Origin of the sequence: Pseudomonas sp. RIT-PI-q (genome assembly GCF_001297125.1) — a bacterium.
Lineage (GTDB): Bacteria > Pseudomonadota > Gammaproteobacteria > Pseudomonadales > Pseudomonadaceae > Aquipseudomonas.
On record NZ_LHPC01000034.1, the window covers coordinates 111,612 to 131,798 of the forward strand.

The following is a 20,187-nucleotide window of genomic DNA, read 5'->3' on the forward strand; positions in this document are numbered from 1 at the left end:
ACTTGACGTGAGCGGCCACATAAGAACAATGGCCGGCATGAATCTTACGGGGAAAGACTGGTACTCTGCACCGAGTAATTCAGATTTCCTACAAAGGCTGCTACGGTTTCCTATGTCATTTGACGATGTTGCCGGCGCTGCGGAATCAATGACAGGCATGTCGACTATTAATAGCCACTGATAGTCTTGGGTAGAAAGCCCAGATAGAGTTCAGGGCATTAGAGGTTTCTTTGACGAGGTTTGCGATGTCCCGCACGATTCGTTTTCACAAGTTTGGTCCAGCCGAGGTGCTCAAATGCGAAGAGCATACGGCCGCTCTGCCTGCACCGGGCGAAGTGCAGGTGCGTGTCGAGGCGATTGGCATCAGCTGGTATGACATTCTCTGGCGCCAGAACCTGGCGTCTTCCCATGCACGTCTGCCTTCAGGCCTCGGCCATGAAATGTCCGGCGTCGTGACCGCCGTCGGTGACGGGGTCGATGACCTGGCAGTGGGTGACAAGGTCGCCAGTTTCCCGGCCGAAAGCCCGAACGACTATCCGGTCTACGGCGAGCAGATCGTACTGCCGCGCTCGGCACTGACCCGTTACCCGGACGTGCTCAGCCCGATCGAAGCCAGCGTGCATTACACGCCGCTGTTGATCGCTTATTTCGCCTATGTCGACCTGGCACGGGTCAAACCCGGGCAATTTGCCCTGGTGACCGACGCCAGTCACTGTGCCGGCCCGTCTTTCGTGCAACTGGGCAAGGCCTTGGGCGTGCGAGTGATTGCCGCCACCAAAACGGCGGAAGAGCGTGAATACCTGTTGTCACTGGGTGCCGAGAAAGTGATCGTCACCGAAGAAGAAGATCTGCTCATGCGGATCAACAAAATCACCGATAACCGCGGTGTGGATGTGGTGTTCGATGGTTTGGGCGGACCACAGATGTCGTTGCTCGGTGATGTGCTCGCACCGCGTGGCAGCCTGGTACTGTATGGCCTGCAAGGTGGTAATCAGACGCCATTCCCGGCCTGCGCAGCGTTCCAGAAGAACATTCAGTTCTTTGTGCACTGCATCGGCAACTTCACCGGCAAGCCGGAACTGGGCATCATCCAGGACCAGGTCGCACTGCAGCGTGCCTTGCGCGACATCAACCAGTTGACCGCCGACCGCGTTCTGCTGCCGCTCAAGACTCGGGTCTTTCCGTTTGCCGAGTTCGTCGAAGCACACCGCTACATGGACGAATGCCCATGCCGCGAACGGGTCGCCCTCCAGGTCGAGCCGGTTTAACCCCCCAGCAAGAGTCCGTGCCCGCACGGACTCTTTTGCTTGCCGCATCCCTCCAAAACGAGACATTCCATTGGCCTGCCAATGGGGCCGTTCAGCAACTGAACTGGTTTTTGCTCTCAATCTGTATCTTCTAATCAGTTTATAAGCCCTGATAATTGGATGATTACTTTCATCTCAAGGAATGAGTCATGGCTGGGTATCAGACCGATACTGTTCAATGCGCTCCGTTGACACGAATTCAATCAAGACTTCTATGTCGTGCAGTTGCTAAAAAACTGCGGGCAACTTCTTTCTTTATTTTCTGTACTACATGTCTGTGGGACGCTGTCGGACATTTCCTAGGATATTCCGCGCAGCCGCGATGCGCAGGTGGTACGGGGCTTTGCGGCTGTTTGCCTGTGGTCAGGGCAGGGCGCGATTCCAATCATTTCAAATAATTACCAAGAGTTTAAGTGCTAGCATTTTCCAATAAAGACCAGCACTCAATCGTGGCCGGCAATCCTTTTGCACGCATGGCGTTGTTTGCGATAACGAACTTATGAGTATCAGGTAAATAAAAATGACCCATATCCATGATCAAGCGATGAACTATGTCTATCTGCAAGTGCTGCAGCGCTTGCTGAGTTTTTTCTCGCGAGCCGAACGCACGGCGTTACAACTCATGATTCAGCGCCTGGTGGTCGCCGCCGGGGGCATGGAGCGCATTGGTGAATTCAAGGTGCTGGCGATCCAGTCCGGGTCCCGTGACAGCTGTTACACCCTGGCGCTGTTGCGCGCCGCACAACTGAGTATCGCCGGCCGGGCACCGGCGACGTTCCAGTTACGCGTGGCGTCGTTGCGTTTGAACAGCACCAGCGCGACTGCCCTGGAAAATATCCATCGCAGCTACAGCGCATTGTTCCTGTATGACGATCCTCGGGTCGAAGTCTTGATGGTCGATGACCGCGAAGTCTTGCCATTCAGCCACCTCGCGCCGATCTCCGAAGCCGGGCGCGAGTCGAATCGGCTCAACCTGCTGATGGTCGGCCATCGGCGTACCTGGAGCGGGCCACTGCACCTGTGGGATGACGGGTATCTGGCCAGTGGCGAGTTCTATGGGCAGATCGCCCGCTGGGATCGCGGTGTCGATGCGTTGATCAGTGGCGACACGCCTCGTCAGCAAAAGCAGTTTCTCGACGGATTGACGCGTGCGGCTGCCAAGGTCGGGCTTCGCACCTCGAATCACAACGAAACGGGCTACGAGCAGCTATTCGCGTTGCTCGATGAGCTGGGCAGCGATTGCTACCGCGCGATTTACCCCGAGCCTGCCCAAGCGGCATGGCGTCCCGCCGAACAATTTGAAGCCTGCCGCCGCGCCACCTTCATCGATGTTCACGATATGCTGGTCAGCAGCCTGGAAGAACGCTGGCCACTGCTCACTGAGTTTCTCGGCTTTCAACCTGACGAGCTGGCGGTCCAGCTTAGCGATAACGAATACGTCAGCCCCACTATCTCCGCTCACATTCGGGGGCTGCAAGCGTGCTTCGTGCATGGCCGCAGCTACGAGTCGGGTATCGTCGAATACCTGCAACGAGCCTTGGTGATGATGCGTCGCAAACGACTTCCGGAGCGTTTGTGCGAACAGGCGATGGAGGCGTTTGGCAACCCGGCGATGTTGACTGACCAGCGCGCACTGGCATCAACCGAGGCGCAGAAAAACCTGGGTTTGAGCGAGGCGCAGCTGCTGTGCCTGATCTTTTCACCCTTTGTCGAGCATGGCGCGGGGCTCGAACGTTTTCTGCGCCAGTGCCACCCCGGCATGCTGGTGGCGATGCCTGACTTGCACCGGGCGATGCAAGGCAATCCCGCGCCGGAGCAGGTCCTGCAATGGATGGTTGATGTCAGCGGATTGTCGATCAGCCTGATCGGCAAGCTTTACCGCATGGCCCTGGTGCCTGCAGATTGGGGCCGGGTGCCTCAACCGGGTTTGCAAACCGAAACGGCCGACTCTGCCGACGGCACGGCCGTGACCAATGAATGGTCAGCGGGGCATTGAGCGTTCCGGGTTTGACCGGTCCCGTATTCGGCACTTATCGATGAAAGGGCCCCGAGAAACCGACTTCGCGTATCAGGCGGTGTATCGCTACCTGACCCAACTGATCAACGAGCCGGCCAATGACAGTCGGGTCCGCCTGCCTTCATTGCGCCAGTTGGCGGACCGTCTGAGCGTGTCGATCTCGACGATTCAGTACGCTAAAGTACTCTCGATTGTCAACGGCTATGTAAAAAATATTTTTTTGCCCCCAAACCCCCACGCCCTCTGACCCCTAGAGGCCCAATCTCTCCTGAAAAACCTCTGAATTCGTAAAAAGTGTAAAAACACCCTCCATTTTCCCCCTCCTGTTTACACTTTTCAAAACCACCGTTCGGCACCCCTGCAGGCCCGGCGAATGGCGGTTCCACGACCAGCCATACCGCGCTTCAACGCGACGGTGAGGGTCAACCAAAACATCGCTCTGGTTTCGCCCGGCTGAATACAGCCAGTTCGGTACCGCCAATCTCCAAGTGCTTACCGAGCCCACTGGTGAGCAAGAGCTACGGCAGAAGAGGGGCTCCATCCGTATGGGTGGAGCAATGGGGTGATGGGGCGCAACCTTCTGTTTCAAGTGTCACTGAGATCGATTTTTTGCTTGAGTTTCAGGCGTCATTCGATCCAAAGAGCGTGCTTTTCAACGCAATAACGTCAGGGGAGCTTGCTAGCTGAATGGAGGTCAATGAACTGGCGCGATTTCTGAGATTTTCGATCTCTTCCAAGAGATCGAGAATGTCTCCAATAGATTTGAAACGATCCACATCACGTTTGATATTCGTACCGCTGGGGTACGAGCGAATTATCAAATCGTTTATTGAATACGATGAGTCGAATCTCAGAATACGCTGAACATCGATCTCGTTGCGATTTTCCTTTGTAGCGGTTGCGAACATCATGGAGAAAATATCTTGTCCGTCGCCAAAGCCATTAACCAGCTTGGTCAGGACGTCTTTTAATTGTCGCTCAAGCTCCTGAAGACTCTCCTCGTATCTCGGGTGAACTCGACCGTCATAAGTAATCGAAAGTAAGTTCACGTTGTTCAGAATGCTGAGGAGTGAATAGGCAAGATAGTTCACGTCGAATTTAAGGAATCGCCCGAATCTGCTGTTGTTGATGGCTTCCCAAGGGGCGCGTTGTACCTTTCTGTATTCGCCGAATGTAATTTCGGACGTTGATGGCCCAAACCGCACGTCAGTGCTGTCCAGGTACTCATTTAGGTAACTTCCAAACTTTGCAGCAATAGCGGTTGCGGCTTTGACCCCGGACGAAAAGGCAGATTTTTCATCCGTTAATTTGCTTTTTTCTCCCAGACTGGCAAAGTGCTCATTGAAGTCTGATATTAAAGCTATAAGATTTCCCGTCTGTCGCTCAAGAATAGTATCAATTTTATTTTCTAGCAAGGATAGCTGTGATTTGTTCGATTCAAGGTCAAGTTTTAGTCTGTCAGACACAGCGCTGATAGAAATAAAGCAATATTGTTCGAAGCTAACAAATATCTGCGGAGAAAAATAGAGGCGGTCGGGTGTCTCAAGAGATTCAAGTTCGCAGACGATTCTGCCAAGTTTGTCACGAACCTGTGAACCTCTAATTATATAATCACCGTTATCAAGCTTGGGCTGCATCTCGTCTGGGATTATCACGGTGAACTGTTTTTCGGAATTCATGGTCAGGCCTAGCGGAAGATTTAAGCAAGAGAATACTGTCACTTGGCCTGCAGAAACAAGCTCCGAAGCCAAATAGATCCCAAATGACGTCGATACGCCGGCAGCAAATAATTGATTGCCGGCAATGATTCTACTTGCGCCACATGGCTCATCTATCCTTTGGTTTTTACCATAAAGTGGCTACTCAATTTTATGACTCCAATGTCGTCTCAGCCGCTGCTTGTGCAATTTCGATAGGAAACGCTTTGGTCATCATCTTCTCTACAACGGTATCCATTTTTCTTTCTGAATCCGATGTCAAATATGATTTATTTAAAATGATATTCTCGAATTTTAAGAAGTGTTTAGGGTTTGGCAGCTTCGCCGATGGGGATGTTGTATAATAAGCTTTGATAACAAACCGGCTGCTAGGTTGTAGGTTCCAGTAGTCATCTAGGTTTTTAACGCTAGAAGGGAACCAGAAGCGCACCCAGTGTTTGCGCCAGTATTCATTTTTTGTAGTTTTCTTTTTGATCGGAGCAAAATCTTTTAGTATCAGAAGGACTAGCGGGATTTCATATTCTTTCAGATGATGATAACCCCAGATTTTCCGATCGTCTGCGAGGTTTAGCAGTTCAATAAAATCCTCGACTTTCGCGTAACCAATGTAGTCGCGAAATTGGTGCCAGTGCAGCTGCCAGTGAGAGAAAAAGGAAGCCCTGAGTGCAGCAGCGCTCGCAGGGTCATAGGAGGTGGGAGTAAGTACTTCATATTTTGCACGGCCTCCCTCCTTGATGGGGCAGGGATATTCTTCGACACCGAACACAGGATTGTGGCTGAAGATCTTTGTGATTCTGCTTGTCCCAGACTCTCCCTTGATGTGGAGCTCTTCCCCGCAAACTGGGCATTTTGCCGGAGGGCGTACGTTTGGTTGGTTGGCGCTATTCAACAGAGAGCCATATGCTACGCGATAGCCATCGACTGTGATTGGCTTTCCAGTATTAGAATCCAGAGCTTGATGCATGTCTCTACCTCATCAAAAGATGAGATAGTGGCAATTGGCCATGAAAAACTCAAGCAGTTCCCGGATGACCAGATGAGGGCTTAGCCTCTGAACGCCGGATTGTCCCGCGAATCAAGCCGAGCCGCTCCATGATACAATCCCAACTGGTAGTAATGCCCCGCGATCGACGCACAGCTAACGAGGCAGCCGGCAGAGGTCTCTTCGGGAATGACTCCGATGAATATACGTCTGCGCGATTTTTTCACATGTTGTTGCTGGCGGTAGACACGGTAAAACTTCGACTGATTGAAGGGAGAAACGGCAGCTTCTACCTCCCAGTCACAGTATTCCCGTAGAACGGCATTAATCTGATCTTCGTTTAGGATTGTATTTTCAGCCATGTCGCATGCTCCTTTTTTAGTATTTTGCTAAGGGAGCAAATGGCATGTAAACATTTTTCAAACTGTTTGCAGAAGATCTGGAATTTACCGTCAGCAAGGCAGGTTTTTTACGAAGGGTAGGCGGTCAGTCTATTGCTCACGCTTTTAGAACATTCCCGTGTGAAAGGAATGTTCGTTTTTCCTACGTCTGGGCTAGATCAACTACCTAAATTGCCGCAAGTCGGGCTCGGAGATCAAGTAGTTTATTGGAGGCTTCTGATAGCTGAAGCTCTGAAGGTGGAGGGATTATATCTTAGGTTCCAAGCCTTGCGGTGTCACATAGCTACGACCCTTTTTTAGCACCCGCTTATGCTCTGGGATGAACCGCGCGACTCTTTCGACCCCTACACCTGGAGTGATATGAATTGTCTCATTTACATTAGGGGATAGCTCCTCCATACAGTCCAAAATTCTTTCGGATAACTGCGAGTCTGGAGTGTTGGAAATTTCCTGCGCAAGTGCGCGGAGAGCATCGAGGTCTTCAGGATTTTTTAGATCGTAGTCTTTCCCGAGCGTCGATTTTGCTGCCAAAGCGAGTAGTGCCAGATTCTGTTTTTCTTCGTGATTCATGATCACCTCCGAGGGGCTGACGGCGGAGGCAGAGCAACTACTGCAGGCAAACGATGCTGTGCTTCCGGGAATCCGCATTGAGCTTTGCTGAGGGCGAGATCGAAAGTCACGCTTCACTCCAAGAGACTATCACCGGATCGGGTGATTCGTATTTATCGGCCCTGATTAGCGAGTTAGGCAACTCTGACTGGGTTAAACAAGCCTTCAGTTTTGTCCCCAAGGAAGAGGGACAATGCCCATTTTGCCAGCAGCCACTACCTGCCCGGTTTTATGATGAAGTCAGGAAGGTATTCGATAAAATGTATGAGCAACGAATTGGGCAACTCGCTTCATTGAAAGGCCGATACGAAGCTGGTGCAGCCCGCCTGCAGTCCCAGTATCAGTCGGACTGAATACCAGTTGCCTGCATTCCAAGCGCTCATTGCGAGCCTGGAGGCGAAATTGCTTCTAAACATTCAGAGCCTGTCAGCCAAAGTGGCAAGCCCATCTGTCCCGATTATGCTCACATCAACGGCCGATATCCTGGCCGACCTCAATGCGCTGGTTAGGGTGGAACAAGGCATAATTGAGGAAATCAACTTCAAAGTAAGGGACAAGAAACCCATTTGGCATCAAAACACGCTTCTGGAGCTGCTTTCGTTCGAGCTGCGATGCACTGATAGCGTCAGCCAAGAAGGTTCATAACGACCACGCATTGCAGCGGGAAGAAAAGCGCAATGCCATCGAAGCCATCCGCGTAAAGGCACAGGAACAGAAGGACATCACCACCGACAGTAAATCGAAAATCACCAACATTGATCAGTCTATCGACAGCATTAACGCGTCCCTCAACATGCTTGGCCTTAAAGAATTACAGTTGTGAGGGAGGAGGGCGAACTGCCTCGGTACCGACTCCAGCGACCAGATCAGCAGGCAGGTGTTTTCAAGACGCTCAGTGAGGAGGAGGACAAAACCCTGATCTCGTTCTTTTACTTTCTAGAAGTTTGTAATGGCGAACTTGACGGCACGGGAAGCAAGCTCAAAAGCAATCGCATCATCGTCATCGACGACCCGATATCGAGCTGTCCCATAACTACATCTATGACATTGCTTCGATGATTTATCGGCGCGTACTCAATCCAAAGGATCGCTTCAAGCAGGTGTTAATTCTCACCCACAACCTGTTTTTCTATCACGAAATGCCCAAGCACCTGAGAAAGGCAACGAGTTTTCTCTCTTCAGGATATGCATTTGCCTTTGCCTTTGCCAAGCATTGGACTTCACGATTTGGCTTGTCATCAGATGCCTTTTTCTTTATTTCATGATCTAGCAGGCACCCTGTGTATGGATGAAAAATCGCCTGGAATGTGCTTGGAGGTATGTGCTAAAAAATGGTAATGAGGGCGATGCTGAGCTTTCCTATTTGTGAGAAGTAAAGTCGGCAACTTAGAAATCAATCTGAGTAAGTGATTTCTGGCTGATGACGAAAGACGCAGTAGAGAAAGTATAGTGTGGAACATAGTTTTGGCTATCAACATAAGCCTCAAAACGAATACTTGATGTCGGTTATTCGCTTCAATTGATAACGGATGATTGAGCCTTCACCAACGTGCTAGTGTTGCTCTTGAAAACAGCACATATTTAAGCTATGGCAGATGACAGTCTTTGTCGCAATAGTTTCAATTGTTCGGATTTATCAAAATGCGTGGTTTTGATTCAAAGGTCAGAATAGAGATTGAAATTTAACTATAATATTTCAACCTCCTTTCGAGAGTGTAGGGGGATAAGCTGTGAGTGCTTATTGAAACTCGATATATTCTGCCACACCGGTCGTTGTCCTCAATCGACCGTTTCCCCAAGGCAATAGTACTCGCGCCACGTTGAGGCTACACTAATAAGCAGTTCGACTGGCATTGCGGCTGGAAAGTACCCTATGAATTTTGGTTCACCATGTTTTGCAGGGTCGGTCTCAACATGATAAACCCTAAAACAATGCTCCATCTCTTCTTGATCCTCGGTGCATACTTGAATCATCCAGTCGCAATGATCACTCAGTTTATCATTGTACTGCATGATGTAATCAAGGCATTTGTAGTTCATGATCAACTCCTATTTTTATTATGTTTTGATTATAGAGATGGAGTATGGATGCTTGCAACCCCATTTTTTTAGATTTGTCGGAATATAACTAGGAAATCGGAATATGCAAAATGGAATTTATAAAAAGTGTTTCAACATGTGCTTGCCTTGTCATTCGCAGTAATCAAAACAAATGTTCGAGGCGTCTTTCGATCCAATTCTCAGCTGCGTGCTTTAACACAATGAGATATTGAAATGTTCGATCCAAAATTGTTACGCGGCAACACTCCGGAAGTGGCAGATCGCTTGGCCTCCCGTGGTTTTGTATTGGATGTTGCGCGCATCAGCGCGCTGGAAGAACAGCGCAAGACCGTTCAGACGCGTACCGAAGCATTGCAGGCTGAACGCAATGTGCGCTCCAAATCCATCGGTCAGGCTAAGCAGCGGGGCGAAGACATCGCACCATTGATAGCTGATGTGGCGCGCATGGGTGGCGAATTGACTACCGGCAAGTCCGAGCTAGACGCGATCCAAACCGAACTGGATTCCATTCTGTTGAGCATTCCGAATCTGCCGCACAAATCTATACCGGTCGGGAAAGACGTAGATGGTAACTTAGAGGTGCGTCGCTGGGGCACTCACCCATGTTTGATTTCGAGATCAAAGACCATGTCATGCTTGGTGAGGTCAATAGAGGTCTGAACATTGACACTGCGTAAAAGCTTTCCGGTGCCCGATTTTCAATGTTGCGCGGGCCGGTCGCCCGTCTGCACCGTGCCTTGGCGCAGTTCATGATCAACCTACACGTCACCGAGCACGGCTACGAAGAAGCCTACACGCCATATTTGGTTCAGGATCCGGCTCTGCTCGGCACCGGACAGTTGCCGAAGTTTGAAGGAGACTTGTTCAAGATCAGTCGTGGACGCGAAGCCGATCTGTACCTGATTCCGACTGCAGAAGTCTCTCTGACCAATATCGTGGCCGGTGAAATCATTGATTCAAAACTGCTGCCGATCAAATGGGTTGCTCACACGCCGTGCTTTTGTAGCGAAGCCGGCGCATCGGGTCTTGGCGCTAGAAGCATGATCCGCCAGCACCAGTTCGACAAGGTCGAGATGATTCAAATCGTCGAACCATCCACATCGATGGAAGCGCTGGAGATCCTGACAGCCAACGCCGAAAAAGTCCTGCGACTGTTAAAACTGCCATACCGCACCTTGGTGCTTTGCACCGGTGATATGGGCTTCAGCGCGACCAAGACTTACGATCTGGAAGTATGGATTCCAAGCCAGAATTAGTACCGGGAGATCAGCTCTTGTTCCAACTGCGGTGACTTCCAGTCCCGCCGCATGCAAACGTGTTGGCGCAATCCGAAAACCGGCACGCCGGAGCTGGTACACACCCTTAATGGTTCTGGCTTGGCAGTGGGGCGCACTCTGGTGGCGGTGCTGGAGAACTATCAGCAAGCCGACGGTTCGATCCTTGGTCCGCAGGTACTCAAGCCCTACATGGGCATCGACATTATTCGATGAAGGCCAAGGACCTCCCTTTGGGAGATGCAGAGGTAACGAGGTGGAAGCTGGGCGCCAGTGAATGTGGCTTGAAGCTGGCCACGTAAGTTGAACAGGCAGCTGACTGCTGAAGCAGCAAGGCAGGATTTCTTCGCATACCTGAGTGGCAAGAACGCCTCCAAAACAGAAGAACGCTGCATGAAGGGAGGAGAAATCTGCCTACACACCTGATCCAGTGTGTGCTCAGGGCAGGCGGAGTCGCTTGCCCTGGCGTCGGGCGAACCTGGTCAGGCTAGACCTTGAACTTCATTTTGATTGCATCAGCAACTATAGGAGAAACGGTATCGTCACCAGGTTAGCGGTTCAAGATAGTGCCGACATTGACCTCCTTGTACCCACACTGGTAAAGCGTTCCACTGTGATGTAGTGGCCACAAAGCGTCCTCAGCCGTAAATATATAGGCGCGCATAGGTATCCATTAGTCCGTCAAGCTCCAGCCATCTTCTTCTGTGCAGTTTTGATGCTCAGCAGAATCCGCATAATCCACATATTTTCCTATTTTGATAAACGGAAGCTGAGGATGAGGCCTTATTTGTTTCATAAATTCACTCCTTCTTTGACAGTACCCATTTTTAGTCTGCTGAGTGAGCATGTGGTGAATCAAGCCTTAGCGTTCGTTTCTACCAAGGGGGGGCACAGCAACTGCTTTCCTTGAATATGCCCGAGACACTGCATATGTCACTGCACATACCAATGCGTGAAATCGACTAAAGACCTAACCCTGGAGGTCATCCGGGCGAAGTACTACATCAATAACGATAGATCTAGGTTCTGGGGGTTACTGGTCACCTTTTTTGTTTGGGCGTTGTTGGGAATTACTTCTGTACGAAATATTCACAAAATAATCGATTTAGCTTTAGCAAAAAAACTGAGCGAGTGCTTGCGGAAAGTAGGTATCAAGAAAGAATGCAATATCAATTTTGAGGACATGGTACGGGCCGGGTGCCCACCACTCAAGATCATCGCGACCAATACAGCCACAGAGAGCTTTGAGCTTTTCTGTGCTGAGCGGAGACCTGACGTCGCGGTAGCGGTTGCTGTCGCAGCGTCGATCTGCCTCCCAATCACCTTCAAGCCAAAGAGGCCGAAATTCACCCGAAAAACACCTTTCAATGACCTAGCGATGACGGGGATATTTCTTGAGGGAGAGCTCGTATCGAATCTTCCAGCCTGGGCCTTGGATGAGGAGAGGTTGCTGTACCCAGGAGTCCCCAAGGATTACCTTAAGCTTGTCACCACCGTCGCTGGTAAACAGCAAATTCTGGTTCGCAGCCCTTACTGGTACGGTGGTCAATGGTTCAAGTGAAGTGCACACACGGACGCCAAACAAAATTCTGACTGTCGCACCGAATACCAAGGCAACGTTGCTTGATTTTGATCTGCCAGCGAACGATGTTTATGAAGAGGTCGCTAATGCCCGAAACAGGGTTAGACAAGAGCTCTCCATCGCTCTTGGAGGGCCGTTAGTCCTGTACGCGGCTGTGCGTGGCCTGAATGGAAAGCTGCAAAGCGTGTTCTCGCTTGTCCTAGGCTCACTTTTTCGTGGACTCCCGAGGTGTATACCCGAAATAAAAAACGCAGAGGCTCGGATAAGGCTATGCGCTCCAGGACGTCAACAACCTCAAGCGAACGGCCTGGCTCACTGGGCGCCTTTTAGAAAACTAGGGGGCCAGTAGTCGCAGCGCTTACTTAGCTAGTCTCGACAGACTGGGTCGCAAGCTAACTGTTGTCGCCTGGTTACCGCTACCGCAGGTGGTGCGCCCTGCAATCCACAATAGTGATCGAATCGCCGCTCTTAAAATCAGTGACAACTGAAGTCGACCAGAAGTACGTGACTACTACAGACAATCCCTGGCCGCGAGCGTTGCTTGTCTTATATCGAACAGGTGATTCCTTGTACACAACTAAGGGTCAAGTTAATGCAGTTATACAACGGGTCTAACGACAAACAAAGACGTCTCAATATTAGGTTGTCGGGCTTATTGAGTTCGTATGCATACAGCTATATTCGATTTCTCCGATAAGAGAGGCGAAGGCGCGACATCTGATATCCAAGCTACTCGCGGCTTTATGGCTATATCTAGAACGGCAACCTATGCAGAGCGTAACAACCTTACTGCTTTGTGGCTACTTCCTAAAGCCCCACCCACTCACACCAATTTTGTTTGACGTGATTAGCGGGTTCTAGCTGGCAGAACGTGTGATGAATACGTCACTCTCAGCGCGCCGCCTTCTATCAAAAACCGGAGGCAAAATGAGTCCTTGAGGTGCGGCAGGGGGCAAAAAACAATGTCATAAAGACTTGCATCTCAATCGGTGCCGAGGCGCGGCCGGTGCACGGTATAGCCGGAGCGGTGACTGTCCTTAAAAAACGGGTTGAAAATGAGGGGGATAGGGCGCGAATCTACTTGCGGTTAAGTTACGTTAATAAAAAACATCTCATTATGATAATTTGAACGCCGCATGAAGAGTAATTATCAACAGCGTCGTGTTGAGGGCTCTATTTGGTGGTTTGTTTTTTGTGGTATGCATTTATTTTTCGTAACTGATTCGGTGCGACAAAATACCGCATATGAAATAAATAATTTGCTCGTTTATGTTGATTGAATGTGTTTTTATTTGGTAACAATTCATCGAGTTGGAAGGCTAGTCTCCAATGCGATGAATTATAATTCAATTAGATTTGAATGTTTCGGTTTGATCTAAAAATTTGCCAGTACTTGGCGGGCTTAAGTGTTGGCGATCGAAACTCAACTGCATTGCACAAGCTGCTCTAGAGGTCGTGAGATGAGTAAAAACAGGTACCCCAGATTACTAGGCTTATTGCCGCTGCTCGGCACGTTGTTGCTGGGAGGCTGTAATATGACCTTGTTTGATCCTACGGGCCAGGTGGGCCTGGATGAACGAAACCTGATCATCACTGCAACGCTGCTGATGCTGTTGGTCGTCGTGCCGGTCATCGTCCTGACTTTCCTGTTCGCGTGGAAATATCGCGCGTCGAACACGAACGCCATCTATACGCCAAAGTGGTCGCACTCCGTCAAGATTGAAATCGCAGTATGGACCATTCCTGTACTGATCATCACCGTCCTGGGTTACATCACCTACGTGTCGACCCACGCGCTGGATCCGTACCGTCCGCTCGAATCCAACGTCAAGCCGATCACCATTGAAGTGGTCGCGATGGACTGGAAATGGCTGTTCATCTACCCGGAACAAGGTATCGCTACGGTCAACAAGATCGTGTTCCCGGCTAACACTCCAATCAACTTCAGAGTCACTTCCGACACCGTGATGAATTCGTTCTTCATTCCGGGTCTGGGCGGCCAGATTTACGCCATGGCCGGTATGCAGACGAAGCTGCACCTGATGGCCAACCGCAACGCTGAAATGGACGGGATCTCCGCCAACTACAGCGGCGCTGGTTTCACCGGCATGAAGTTCAAAGCAATCTCTACTTCTCAGGCGGACTTCGATGCCTGGATCAGTGATGTCAAGAAGGCACCTAAACAGCTTGAACAAGCTGAATACGCAGCCCTTTCCAAGCCAAGCCAGAACAACCCAGTCGAGCTCTACTCCTCGGTCACGCCAAACCTGTTCCAGATCATCGTCGACAAGTACGAAGGCATGAAACCGGGTCCGAAAGTGAACCACGAGAAGAAAGAGAAGGAAGTGGTCGCCACGCAAGGGATGGACATGAACGCGCATTCAGCTGCCGAGGCAGAGGAGTAAACGATGTTTGGTAAATTAAGTTGGGAAGCGGTTCCGTTCCATGAGCCGATCGTGATGATTACCATCGCCATGATCGCGCTCGGTGGTCTGGCGGTGTTCGCTGCAATCACCTACTTCAAGAAGTGGACCTACCTGTGGAGCGAGTGGCTGACTTCGGTCGACCACAAGAAAATCGGCGTCATGTACGTCATTGTCGCCATGGTCATGCTACTGCGTGGTTTTGCGGACGCCATTATGATGCGTACCCAGCTGGCCATGGCCACCGAGGGGTCTCCTGGCTACCTGCCGCCTGAACACTATGACCAGATTTTCACCGCTCACGGTGTGATCATGATCATCTTCATGGCGATGCCTTTCTTTACCGGCCTGATGAACCTTGTCTTGCCGCTGCAGATTGGTGCGCGTGACGTTGCGTTCCCGCTCGTGAACTCCTTGAGCTTCTGGCTGCTGGTATCCGGTGTTGTGCTGGTGAACGTGTCTCTGGGCGTCGGCGAATTTGCCCGTACCGGTTGGGTTGCGTATCCGCCGCTGTCGGAACTGGGCTACAGCCCGGGCGTGGGTGTGGACTACTACATCTGGGCGCTACAGCTATCGGGTCTGGGGACGACGCTGACGGGGATCAACTTCCTGGTCACCGTGCTGAAAATGCGTACCCCGGGCATGAAACTGATGGACATGCCGATCTTCACTTGGACCTGCACCTGGGCCAACGTTTTGATCGTCGCTTCTTTCCCGATCCTGACCGCTACACTGGCACTGCTGTCGCTTGATCGTTACCTGGATTTCCACATTTTCACCAATGAGCTTGGTGGCAATCCGATGATGTACGTCAACCTGTTCTGGGCGTGGGGTCACCCAGAGGTGTACATATTGGTGCTACCGGCCTTTGGCGTTTTCTCGGAAGTGATCTCCACATTTACTGGTAAACACCTGTTCGGCCATCGCTCGATGATTTACGCCAGCTTCGGGATCACGGTATTAGGCTTCATGGTTTGGCTGCACCACTTCTTCACGATGGGGTCGGGTGCCAACGTCAACGCCTTCTTCGGTCTGGCGACGATGCTGATTTCGATCCCGACGGGGGTGAAGCTATTCAACTGGCTGTTCACCATCTACCAGGGCCGTCTGCGTTTCACCAGCCAGGTTCTGTGGACCCTGGGCTTCATGGTGACCTTCGCCATCGGCGGCATGACCGGCGTACTGTTGGCCATTCCGGGTGCTGACTTCGTTCTGCACAACAGCTTGTTCGTGATCGCTCACTTCCATAACGTGATCATCGGCGGCGCCGTGTTCGGCTACATCGCTGGTTTCACCTTCTACTTCCCGAAAGCGTTCGGCTTCAAGCTGCATGAAGGTTGGGGCAAAGCTGCATTCTGGTTCTGGATCACCGGCTTTTTCGGCGCGTTCATGCCGCTATACGCCTTGGGCTTCATGGGCATGACCCGTCGTTTGAACGCCACCACCAACCCTGAGTGGACGCCATATCTGCACGTTGCATTGTTCGGCGCGATCCTGATCGCCTGCGGTATCGCCTGCCAGTTGATTCAGCTCTATGTCAGCGTGCGTGATCGCAAGCACAACATGTGCGAATCCGGCGACCCATGGAATGCTCGCACCCTGGAATGGTCGACCTCGTCACCACCTCCGGTCTACAACTTTGCCGTGCTGCCTAAGGCTGGCTGCATCGACCCGTTCACTGAAGCCAAGGAAGACGGTACTGCGTACCAGACTCCGGTCAAGTACGAGCCGATCCACATGCCAAACAACACCGCCACCGGCCTGGTCATGGGTGCTCTGTTGACCGTGTTCGGTTTCGCGATGATCTGGCAGATCTGGTGGATGGCCATCTTCGGTCTCGCTGGCACCGTGATTTACTTTGTGATCCACGCTGCCCGTGATGACCAAGGCTACATGGTGCCGGTCGATGTGATCGAACGCACCGAAGCCGAGCAGCGCAAACGTCTGGTAGCCGCAGGGAAAATCCCGGCTGGTGCCACCCGTGTTGAAACCTCGTCGGAACAGGCTTAAACCATGTCGAACTTAGTGACCAATGCTGGACACACCCATGTCGATGGACATGGGCACGATGACCATCTCCACGACTCGGGCGAGATGACCGTATTCGGTTTCTGGCTCTACCTGATGACCGACTGCATTCTGTTTGCGTCGATCTTCGCGGTGTACGCGGTACTGGTTAACAACGTAGCGGGTGGCCCGTCGGGCCACGACATCTTTGAGCTGCCCTATGTGCTGGGCGAAACCGCCTGCCTATTGCTCAGCTCGATCACCTATGGCTTCGCCATGCTGGCGTTGTTCAAGGGCAAAAAGAAAGCGGTGTTGGGCTGGTTGGCCATCACTTTCCTGCTCGGCCTGGGCTTCATCGGCATGGAGATCAACGAGTTCCACAAGCTGATCTCCGAGGGCTACGGCCCTAGCCGCAGCGGCTTCCTGTCCGGGTTCTTCACCCTGGTCAGCACTCACGGTCTGCACGTGACCAGTGGCCTGATCTGGATGGCGATCATGATGTATCAGGTCAACAAGCACGGCCTGACGTCGACCAACAAAACCCGTTTGAGCTGCCTGAGCCTGTTCTGGCACTTCCTGGACGTGGTGTGGATCTGCGTATTCACCGTTGTTTACCTGATGGGGACTCTGTAATGGCTAATGCACACTCCCATGACGGCCACGGCCACGACGATAGCCACGGCAGCGTCAAGTCCTACGTCATCGGCTTCATCCTGTCGGTGATCCTGACGATCATTCCTTTCGGCCTGGTGATGTACCCATCGCTGCCGAAAGCCATGACGCTGTGGATCGTACTGGCCTTCGCCGTGATCCAGGTGCTGGTGCACCTGGTGTACTTCCTCCACCTGGACCGTTCGACTACCCAGCGTGACAACGTGATCGCGTTTGTTTTCTCCGCATTGGTAATCGTCCTGCTGGTTGGCCTGTCGCTGTGGATCATGTTCAGCATCCACACCGCCATGATGGCGCACTGAGGAAAGTCCGGATGTCCTTTAAGCACTTTATCCAAATCACCAAACCGGGGATCATTTTCGGTAACGTGCTTTCTGTGGCGGGCGGATTTTTCCTGGCCTCGAAAGGGCATGTCGATCTGGCCATATTACTGGCCGCCATGATCGGCACGTCCCTAGTCGTCGCCTCCGGTTGCGTGTTCAACAACTGCATCGACCGCGACATCGACCTGAAGATGGAACGCACCAAGAACCGGGTTCTGGTTCAGGGCTTGATCTCCCTGAAACTGGCCCTGGTCTATGCGACCGTCCTGGGTGTTGCCGGCGTTGTGTTGTTGTACACGGTGGCTAACCCGCTGGCTGCGCTGTTCGCGGTGATCGGTTTCGTCATCTACGTCGGCTTCTACAGTCTGTACTTCAAGCGCAAGTCGGTTCACGGCACGCTGGTGGGCAGTCTGTCGGGCGCCATGCCGCCGGTGATTGGCTACGTCGCGGTGACTAATAGCTTCGACATGGCCGCATTGACGTTGCTGGTGATGTTCAGCCTGTGGCAGATGCCGCACTCCTACGCCATTGCGATCTTCCGCTTCAACGATTATCTGGCTGCATCGATACCGGTGTTGCCAGTAAAACGCGGAATCCAAGTGGCCAAGAAGCATATCCTGCTCTACATCCTGGCCTTCCTCGTGGCGACCTTGATGCTGACCTTCAGTGGCTACACCGGCATGAGCTACCTCGCCGTCGCCGCAGCCATGGGCATGTACTGGTTGTACATGGCCTGGAGCGGTTACAAGGCAGTGGATGACACGGTCTGGGCACGCAAGTTGTTCGTGTTCTCGATCTTCACCATTACCGCGTTAAGCGTGATGATGTCCCTGGATTTCCAGGCAGCCAAAGAGTTTCTGGTCACTTGCGCAGTCGTTTGATGTGCTGAATTTGAACACAAAAGCTTCGTTGATCTTAGGCGCGTCGATTTTTTGGCCGTTGAATTGGAAATCGTCTCTGGGTGCTACTTGTACCCTTGAACATGAATATGGCCAAACATCGTGCCACCGTACATTTCAATATGGAGCGCCATGGCGCTGGCACAGAGCCTAGGGTTTCAAGCTAGTCGGTGCGTTGATCATCATTCTACTTATCCTTGGGTATTCGGCATGGGCGTACTACGCGTTCTGTGGAAAAACGAGTCTTGGTAGCACGCGATCAATGACGGTGAAACGCTGACTTACTCGTTCATCGAAGCACTGCAAGCGAGCGATCCTGGATAGGCGTGCGCTTTATCGGCGGCGTGCTCATCCTAAGCGGCATGACTGATGTCATACAACGAGTGGCGTCCGGCGCGTCGCAGATGTGGCGATGGCCGAGCGGGGGATCGAAGATCGACATAGCCTGAAGAGAATAGGGTCAGGGTGTGCGTGAGGAGCAGGCCGCAATGTCCTTTGCGAATGAATGCTCCTCGGACGTTGATTGAAATCCCGTAAGCCAGTGCTTTTTTATAGAAGCCTACGAATTCACCCATCGAATAATCAAGATGGCGGGCTGATGTTTTGGCAAATCCGTAGAGGCTGAGCGGGCGCAAATCGATGCTGCTGACCCTCGCGCTACATATTCATCGATGATCGCTTCAGCCTGTTCCAGACGTCCTTGACGTCAAAGCCGTGAGAGCTGACACCGGGTCATGACCCAGTTTTGCCCCACTCAATTAATCCCATCAACGGTGCGCTCATAAGCGTCTTTAGTGGGAGTGGGGCGGTTGGCGTTATGAAGAAACGCAGGGCCATCCAGAGATGTTGAAAACAGGATATTGTACCGCTCAGCGAAATCTAGGATGACGTCTGATAGGTGGTGCAACGTCGTAGTAATGACGTACTGAATGCTACGCTTCTCAACTTTATTTTCGCCTCTACCGCTTCGACGATTTGTTTGATTCAGTTAAAAGCCAGTAAAAGCTCAGCACCTTGAAACTCGACAGTCAGCACCTTTGAAGGTGCGTAAAAATCGCCTACAACTTTGGCCCAAAATACGCTTCTGAGAAGTTGGCGGTATTGCTAGCCACACCCTCAAGAATTTCTCCCTCCAGATACTCATGGTAGATCCCCGCAGGGGCGCTAGAGACAACCCACGTGTAGGTTTCAACCTGCCAACACGGAAAATTTAAACGGGCCTGCAAAGTTCAGTTCAGGTCAGCGCAGATACATTTTGTCAGTCCGAACCATATTGATGGTGAGCGTGTCTCCAAAAATTCCGTTCGTCTCGAGTACAACCTTGTCCTTGGACGTGCTGCGAATGTCATAACGCTGGGATTGTGCCAGTTCGAACTGGGGGCCGGGATCCGCTTCAGTCATAGCGGCAGGCATATTGAATGCCCGCGCGGGGACTGTTTGTGTGCCTAGTGTGGTGCTTGCAAGCGGGGCTTTAAAGTGAAGCAGCTTAATTACAAGCTCCTCGTCAGTTGCTTGCCATTCGCCGTTTCCGTCGTAGTGATAAACAGCTTTAAACGGCGTACCTGGTGTCGTGCTGACTGCCTCCATCGTACCTGAAACTCGGTATGCCTTATTCGCGAAGTACTGGATAGTCCCTTTGAACTTGAGGATGCACCCGCGATCAGGGTAGGAGAATTCCTCGTACCAATTTCCCAACAAGGCAAGGTTAACGCCATCCTGAGATCTTATGGGGAAAATGTATGGTAGAACTGGCCCAGCTATTGTCGCAATGTTAGTGGCCCAGAAGATCATCGGTGTCAGGAACACCACCACGACAATCCATGTTTTCTCGTATTGCTTGAGCCAATTCATTTGAAATTCATTCCCTGAGTCGAGGTGAGAGGTGAGAGGTGCCAATCGCTGAGGAGGGAGA

Annotated in this window: 18 protein-coding genes and 4 pseudogenes; 15 read left to right on the forward strand and 7 right to left on the reverse strand. The window is 51.7% G+C overall.

Translation table 11 applies throughout. From position 1 onward, the window contains the following. The first annotated feature begins 245 nt into the window (after positions 1-245). The 3 genes and pseudogenes from AEQ67_RS18070 to AEQ67_RS18080 all read left to right on the forward strand — a co-directional run. Positions 246-1,268, forward strand: a complete 1,023-nt coding sequence (locus AEQ67_RS18070; protein WP_059405199.1) for a zinc-dependent alcohol dehydrogenase family protein — start codon at positions 246-248, stop codon at positions 1,266-1,268. Between the two features lie 559 nt (positions 1,269-1,827). Further along, positions 1,828-3,303 carry a hypothetical protein gene (locus AEQ67_RS18075; protein ID WP_059405200.1) on the forward strand — a complete coding sequence of 492 codons (1,476 nt, stop codon included), beginning with the start codon at positions 1,828-1,830 and terminating at the stop codon, positions 3,301-3,303. A 40-nt stretch (positions 3,304-3,343) separates the two neighbouring features. After that, positions 3,344-3,541: pseudogene (locus AEQ67_RS18080) on the forward strand (PLP-dependent aminotransferase family protein); the annotation flags it as partial. Positions 3,542-3,944: 403 nt separating this feature from the next. Here AEQ67_RS18080 and AEQ67_RS18085 read toward each other — a convergent pair. The 4 genes from AEQ67_RS18085 to AEQ67_RS18100 all read right to left on the reverse strand — a co-directional run bounded on the left by AEQ67_RS18085 (position 3,945) and on the right by AEQ67_RS18100 (position 6,995). After that, positions 3,945-5,003 carry a hypothetical protein gene (locus AEQ67_RS18085; RefSeq protein WP_059405202.1) on the reverse strand — a complete coding sequence of 353 codons (1,059 nt, stop codon included), beginning with the start codon at positions 5,001-5,003 and terminating at the stop codon, positions 3,945-3,947. 190 nt (positions 5,004-5,193) lie between these two features. After that, positions 5,194-6,006, reverse strand: coding sequence for a hypothetical protein (locus tag AEQ67_RS18090; RefSeq protein WP_059405203.1), 813 nt, complete (start codon positions 6,004-6,006; stop codon positions 5,194-5,196). Between the two features lie 80 nt (positions 6,007-6,086). Further along, positions 6,087-6,386, reverse strand: a complete 300-nt coding sequence (locus AEQ67_RS18095; RefSeq protein ID WP_059405204.1) for a hypothetical protein — start codon at positions 6,384-6,386, stop codon at positions 6,087-6,089. A gap of 285 nt (positions 6,387-6,671) precedes the next feature. Continuing rightward, positions 6,672-6,995 (reverse strand): hypothetical protein, encoded by a 324-nt coding sequence (locus AEQ67_RS18100; protein WP_059405205.1) that lies wholly within the window; start codon positions 6,993-6,995, stop codon positions 6,672-6,674. 77 nt (positions 6,996-7,072) lie between these two features. On the opposite strand from AEQ67_RS18100, the gene AEQ67_RS36215 reads away from it, so the two are divergent. From AEQ67_RS36215 to AEQ67_RS36230, 4 genes are read left to right on the forward strand one after another with little or no spacing between them, the layout of a single operon-like run. Continuing rightward, positions 7,073-7,387: an AAA family ATPase gene (locus AEQ67_RS36215; RefSeq protein ID WP_236710358.1), complete on the forward strand. Its 315-nt coding sequence runs from the start codon at positions 7,073-7,075 to the stop codon at positions 7,385-7,387. A gap of 7 nt (positions 7,388-7,394) precedes the next feature. Next, positions 7,395-7,679, forward strand: a complete 285-nt coding sequence (locus AEQ67_RS36220) for a hypothetical protein (protein ID WP_059405207.1) — start codon at positions 7,395-7,397, stop codon at positions 7,677-7,679. Between the two features lie 10 nt (positions 7,680-7,689). Further along, positions 7,690-7,857 (forward strand): hypothetical protein, encoded by a 168-nt coding sequence (locus tag AEQ67_RS36225; RefSeq protein ID WP_236710360.1) that lies wholly within the window; start codon positions 7,690-7,692, stop codon positions 7,855-7,857. Further along, a complete protein-coding gene (locus tag AEQ67_RS36230) occupies positions 7,854-8,093 on the forward strand; it encodes an AAA family ATPase (RefSeq protein WP_059405208.1) in 240 nt (79 codons plus the stop codon). The genes AEQ67_RS36225 and AEQ67_RS36230 overlap by 4 nt, the downstream gene beginning before the upstream one ends. A gap of 720 nt (positions 8,094-8,813) precedes the next feature. Here the strand turns inward: AEQ67_RS36230 and AEQ67_RS18120 are convergent. Further along, complete coding sequence (locus AEQ67_RS18120) at positions 8,814-9,074, reverse strand: hypothetical protein (RefSeq protein WP_059405209.1); 261 nt, start codon at positions 9,072-9,074, stop codon at positions 8,814-8,816. A 234-nt stretch (positions 9,075-9,308) separates the two neighbouring features. Here AEQ67_RS18120 and serS point away from each other — a divergent pair. The 8 genes and pseudogenes from serS to AEQ67_RS36740 all read left to right on the forward strand — a co-directional run. Further along, positions 9,309-10,585, forward strand: a pseudogene (serS, locus tag AEQ67_RS18125) (serine--tRNA ligase). A 736-nt stretch (positions 10,586-11,321) separates the two neighbouring features. Then, entirely contained in the window at positions 11,322-11,930 is a 609-nt protein-coding gene (locus tag AEQ67_RS18130; protein WP_059405210.1) for a hypothetical protein, read from the forward strand. 1,481 nt (positions 11,931-13,411) lie between these two features. Beyond that, on the forward strand, positions 13,412-14,356 hold the full coding sequence (cyoA, locus tag AEQ67_RS18140) for a ubiquinol oxidase subunit II (RefSeq protein ID WP_059405212.1): 945 nt from the start codon (positions 13,412-13,414) through the stop codon (positions 14,354-14,356). Between the two features lie 3 nt (positions 14,357-14,359). Next, positions 14,360-16,384 (forward strand): cytochrome o ubiquinol oxidase subunit I, encoded by a 2,025-nt coding sequence (gene cyoB / locus AEQ67_RS18145; protein WP_059405213.1) that lies wholly within the window; start codon positions 14,360-14,362, stop codon positions 16,382-16,384. A gap of 3 nt (positions 16,385-16,387) precedes the next feature. Then, positions 16,388-17,014: a cytochrome o ubiquinol oxidase subunit III gene (gene cyoC / locus AEQ67_RS18150; protein WP_059405214.1), complete on the forward strand. Its 627-nt coding sequence runs from the start codon at positions 16,388-16,390 to the stop codon at positions 17,012-17,014. Next, positions 17,014-17,355: a cytochrome o ubiquinol oxidase subunit IV gene (gene cyoD, locus AEQ67_RS18155; RefSeq protein ID WP_059405215.1), complete on the forward strand. Its 342-nt coding sequence runs from the start codon at positions 17,014-17,016 to the stop codon at positions 17,353-17,355. The genes cyoC and cyoD overlap by 1 nt, the downstream gene beginning before the upstream one ends. 11 nt (positions 17,356-17,366) lie before the next feature. Next, positions 17,367-18,257, forward strand: coding sequence for a heme o synthase (gene cyoE / locus AEQ67_RS18160; RefSeq protein WP_059405216.1), 891 nt, complete (start codon positions 17,367-17,369; stop codon positions 18,255-18,257). Positions 18,258-18,530: 273 nt separating this feature from the next. After that, positions 18,531-18,719: pseudogene (locus AEQ67_RS36740) on the forward strand (hypothetical protein); the annotation flags it as partial. On the opposite strand, the pseudogene AEQ67_RS36240 reads toward AEQ67_RS36740, so the two are convergent. Both AEQ67_RS36240 and AEQ67_RS18165 read right to left on the reverse strand, forming a co-directional pair. Further along, positions 18,695-19,328 (reverse strand): annotated as a pseudogene (locus AEQ67_RS36240) (His-Xaa-Ser system radical SAM maturase HxsB); the annotation flags it as partial. The pseudogenes AEQ67_RS36740 and AEQ67_RS36240 sit on opposite strands and share 25 nt — an antisense overlap. A gap of 186 nt (positions 19,329-19,514) precedes the next feature. Further along, a complete protein-coding gene (locus tag AEQ67_RS18165; protein WP_059405217.1) occupies positions 19,515-20,126 on the reverse strand; it encodes a hypothetical protein in 612 nt (203 codons plus the stop codon). Between the last annotated feature and the right edge of the window lie 61 nt (positions 20,127-20,187).

Bases quoted from the DNA above. Each gene is read 5' to 3' on its own strand.
- AEQ67_RS18070 (WP_059405199.1), top strand. From the start codon at position 246: ATGTCCCGCACGATTCGTTTTCACAAGTTTGGTCCAGCCGAGGTGCTC.
- AEQ67_RS18075 (WP_059405200.1), top strand. From the start codon at position 1,828: ATGACCCATATCCATGATCAAGCGATGAACTATGTCTATCTGCAAGTG.
- AEQ67_RS18085 (WP_059405202.1), bottom strand. From the start codon at position 5,003: ATGAATTCCGAAAAACAGTTCACCGTGATAATCCCAGACGAGATGCAG.
- AEQ67_RS18090 (WP_059405203.1), bottom strand. From the start codon at position 6,006: ATGCATCAAGCTCTGGATTCTAATACTGGAAAGCCAATCACAGTCGAT.
- AEQ67_RS18095 (WP_059405204.1), bottom strand. From the start codon at position 6,386: ATGGCTGAAAATACAATCCTAAACGAAGATCAGATTAATGCCGTTCTA.
- AEQ67_RS18100 (WP_059405205.1), bottom strand. From the start codon at position 6,995: ATGAATCACGAAGAAAAACAGAATCTGGCACTACTCGCTTTGGCAGCA.
- AEQ67_RS18120 (WP_059405209.1), bottom strand. From the start codon at position 9,074: ATGAACTACAAATGCCTTGATTACATCATGCAGTACAATGATAAACTG.
- cyoA (WP_059405212.1), top strand. From the start codon at position 13,412: ATGAGTAAAAACAGGTACCCCAGATTACTAGGCTTATTGCCGCTGCTC.
- cyoB (WP_059405213.1), top strand. From the start codon at position 14,360: ATGTTTGGTAAATTAAGTTGGGAAGCGGTTCCGTTCCATGAGCCGATC.
- cyoC (WP_059405214.1), top strand. From the start codon at position 16,388: ATGTCGAACTTAGTGACCAATGCTGGACACACCCATGTCGATGGACAT.
- cyoD (WP_059405215.1), top strand. From the start codon at position 17,014: ATGGCTAATGCACACTCCCATGACGGCCACGGCCACGACGATAGCCAC.
- cyoE (WP_059405216.1), top strand. From the start codon at position 17,367: ATGTCCTTTAAGCACTTTATCCAAATCACCAAACCGGGGATCATTTTC.
- AEQ67_RS18165 (WP_059405217.1), bottom strand. From the start codon at position 20,126: ATGAATTGGCTCAAGCAATACGAGAAAACATGGATTGTCGTGGTGGTG.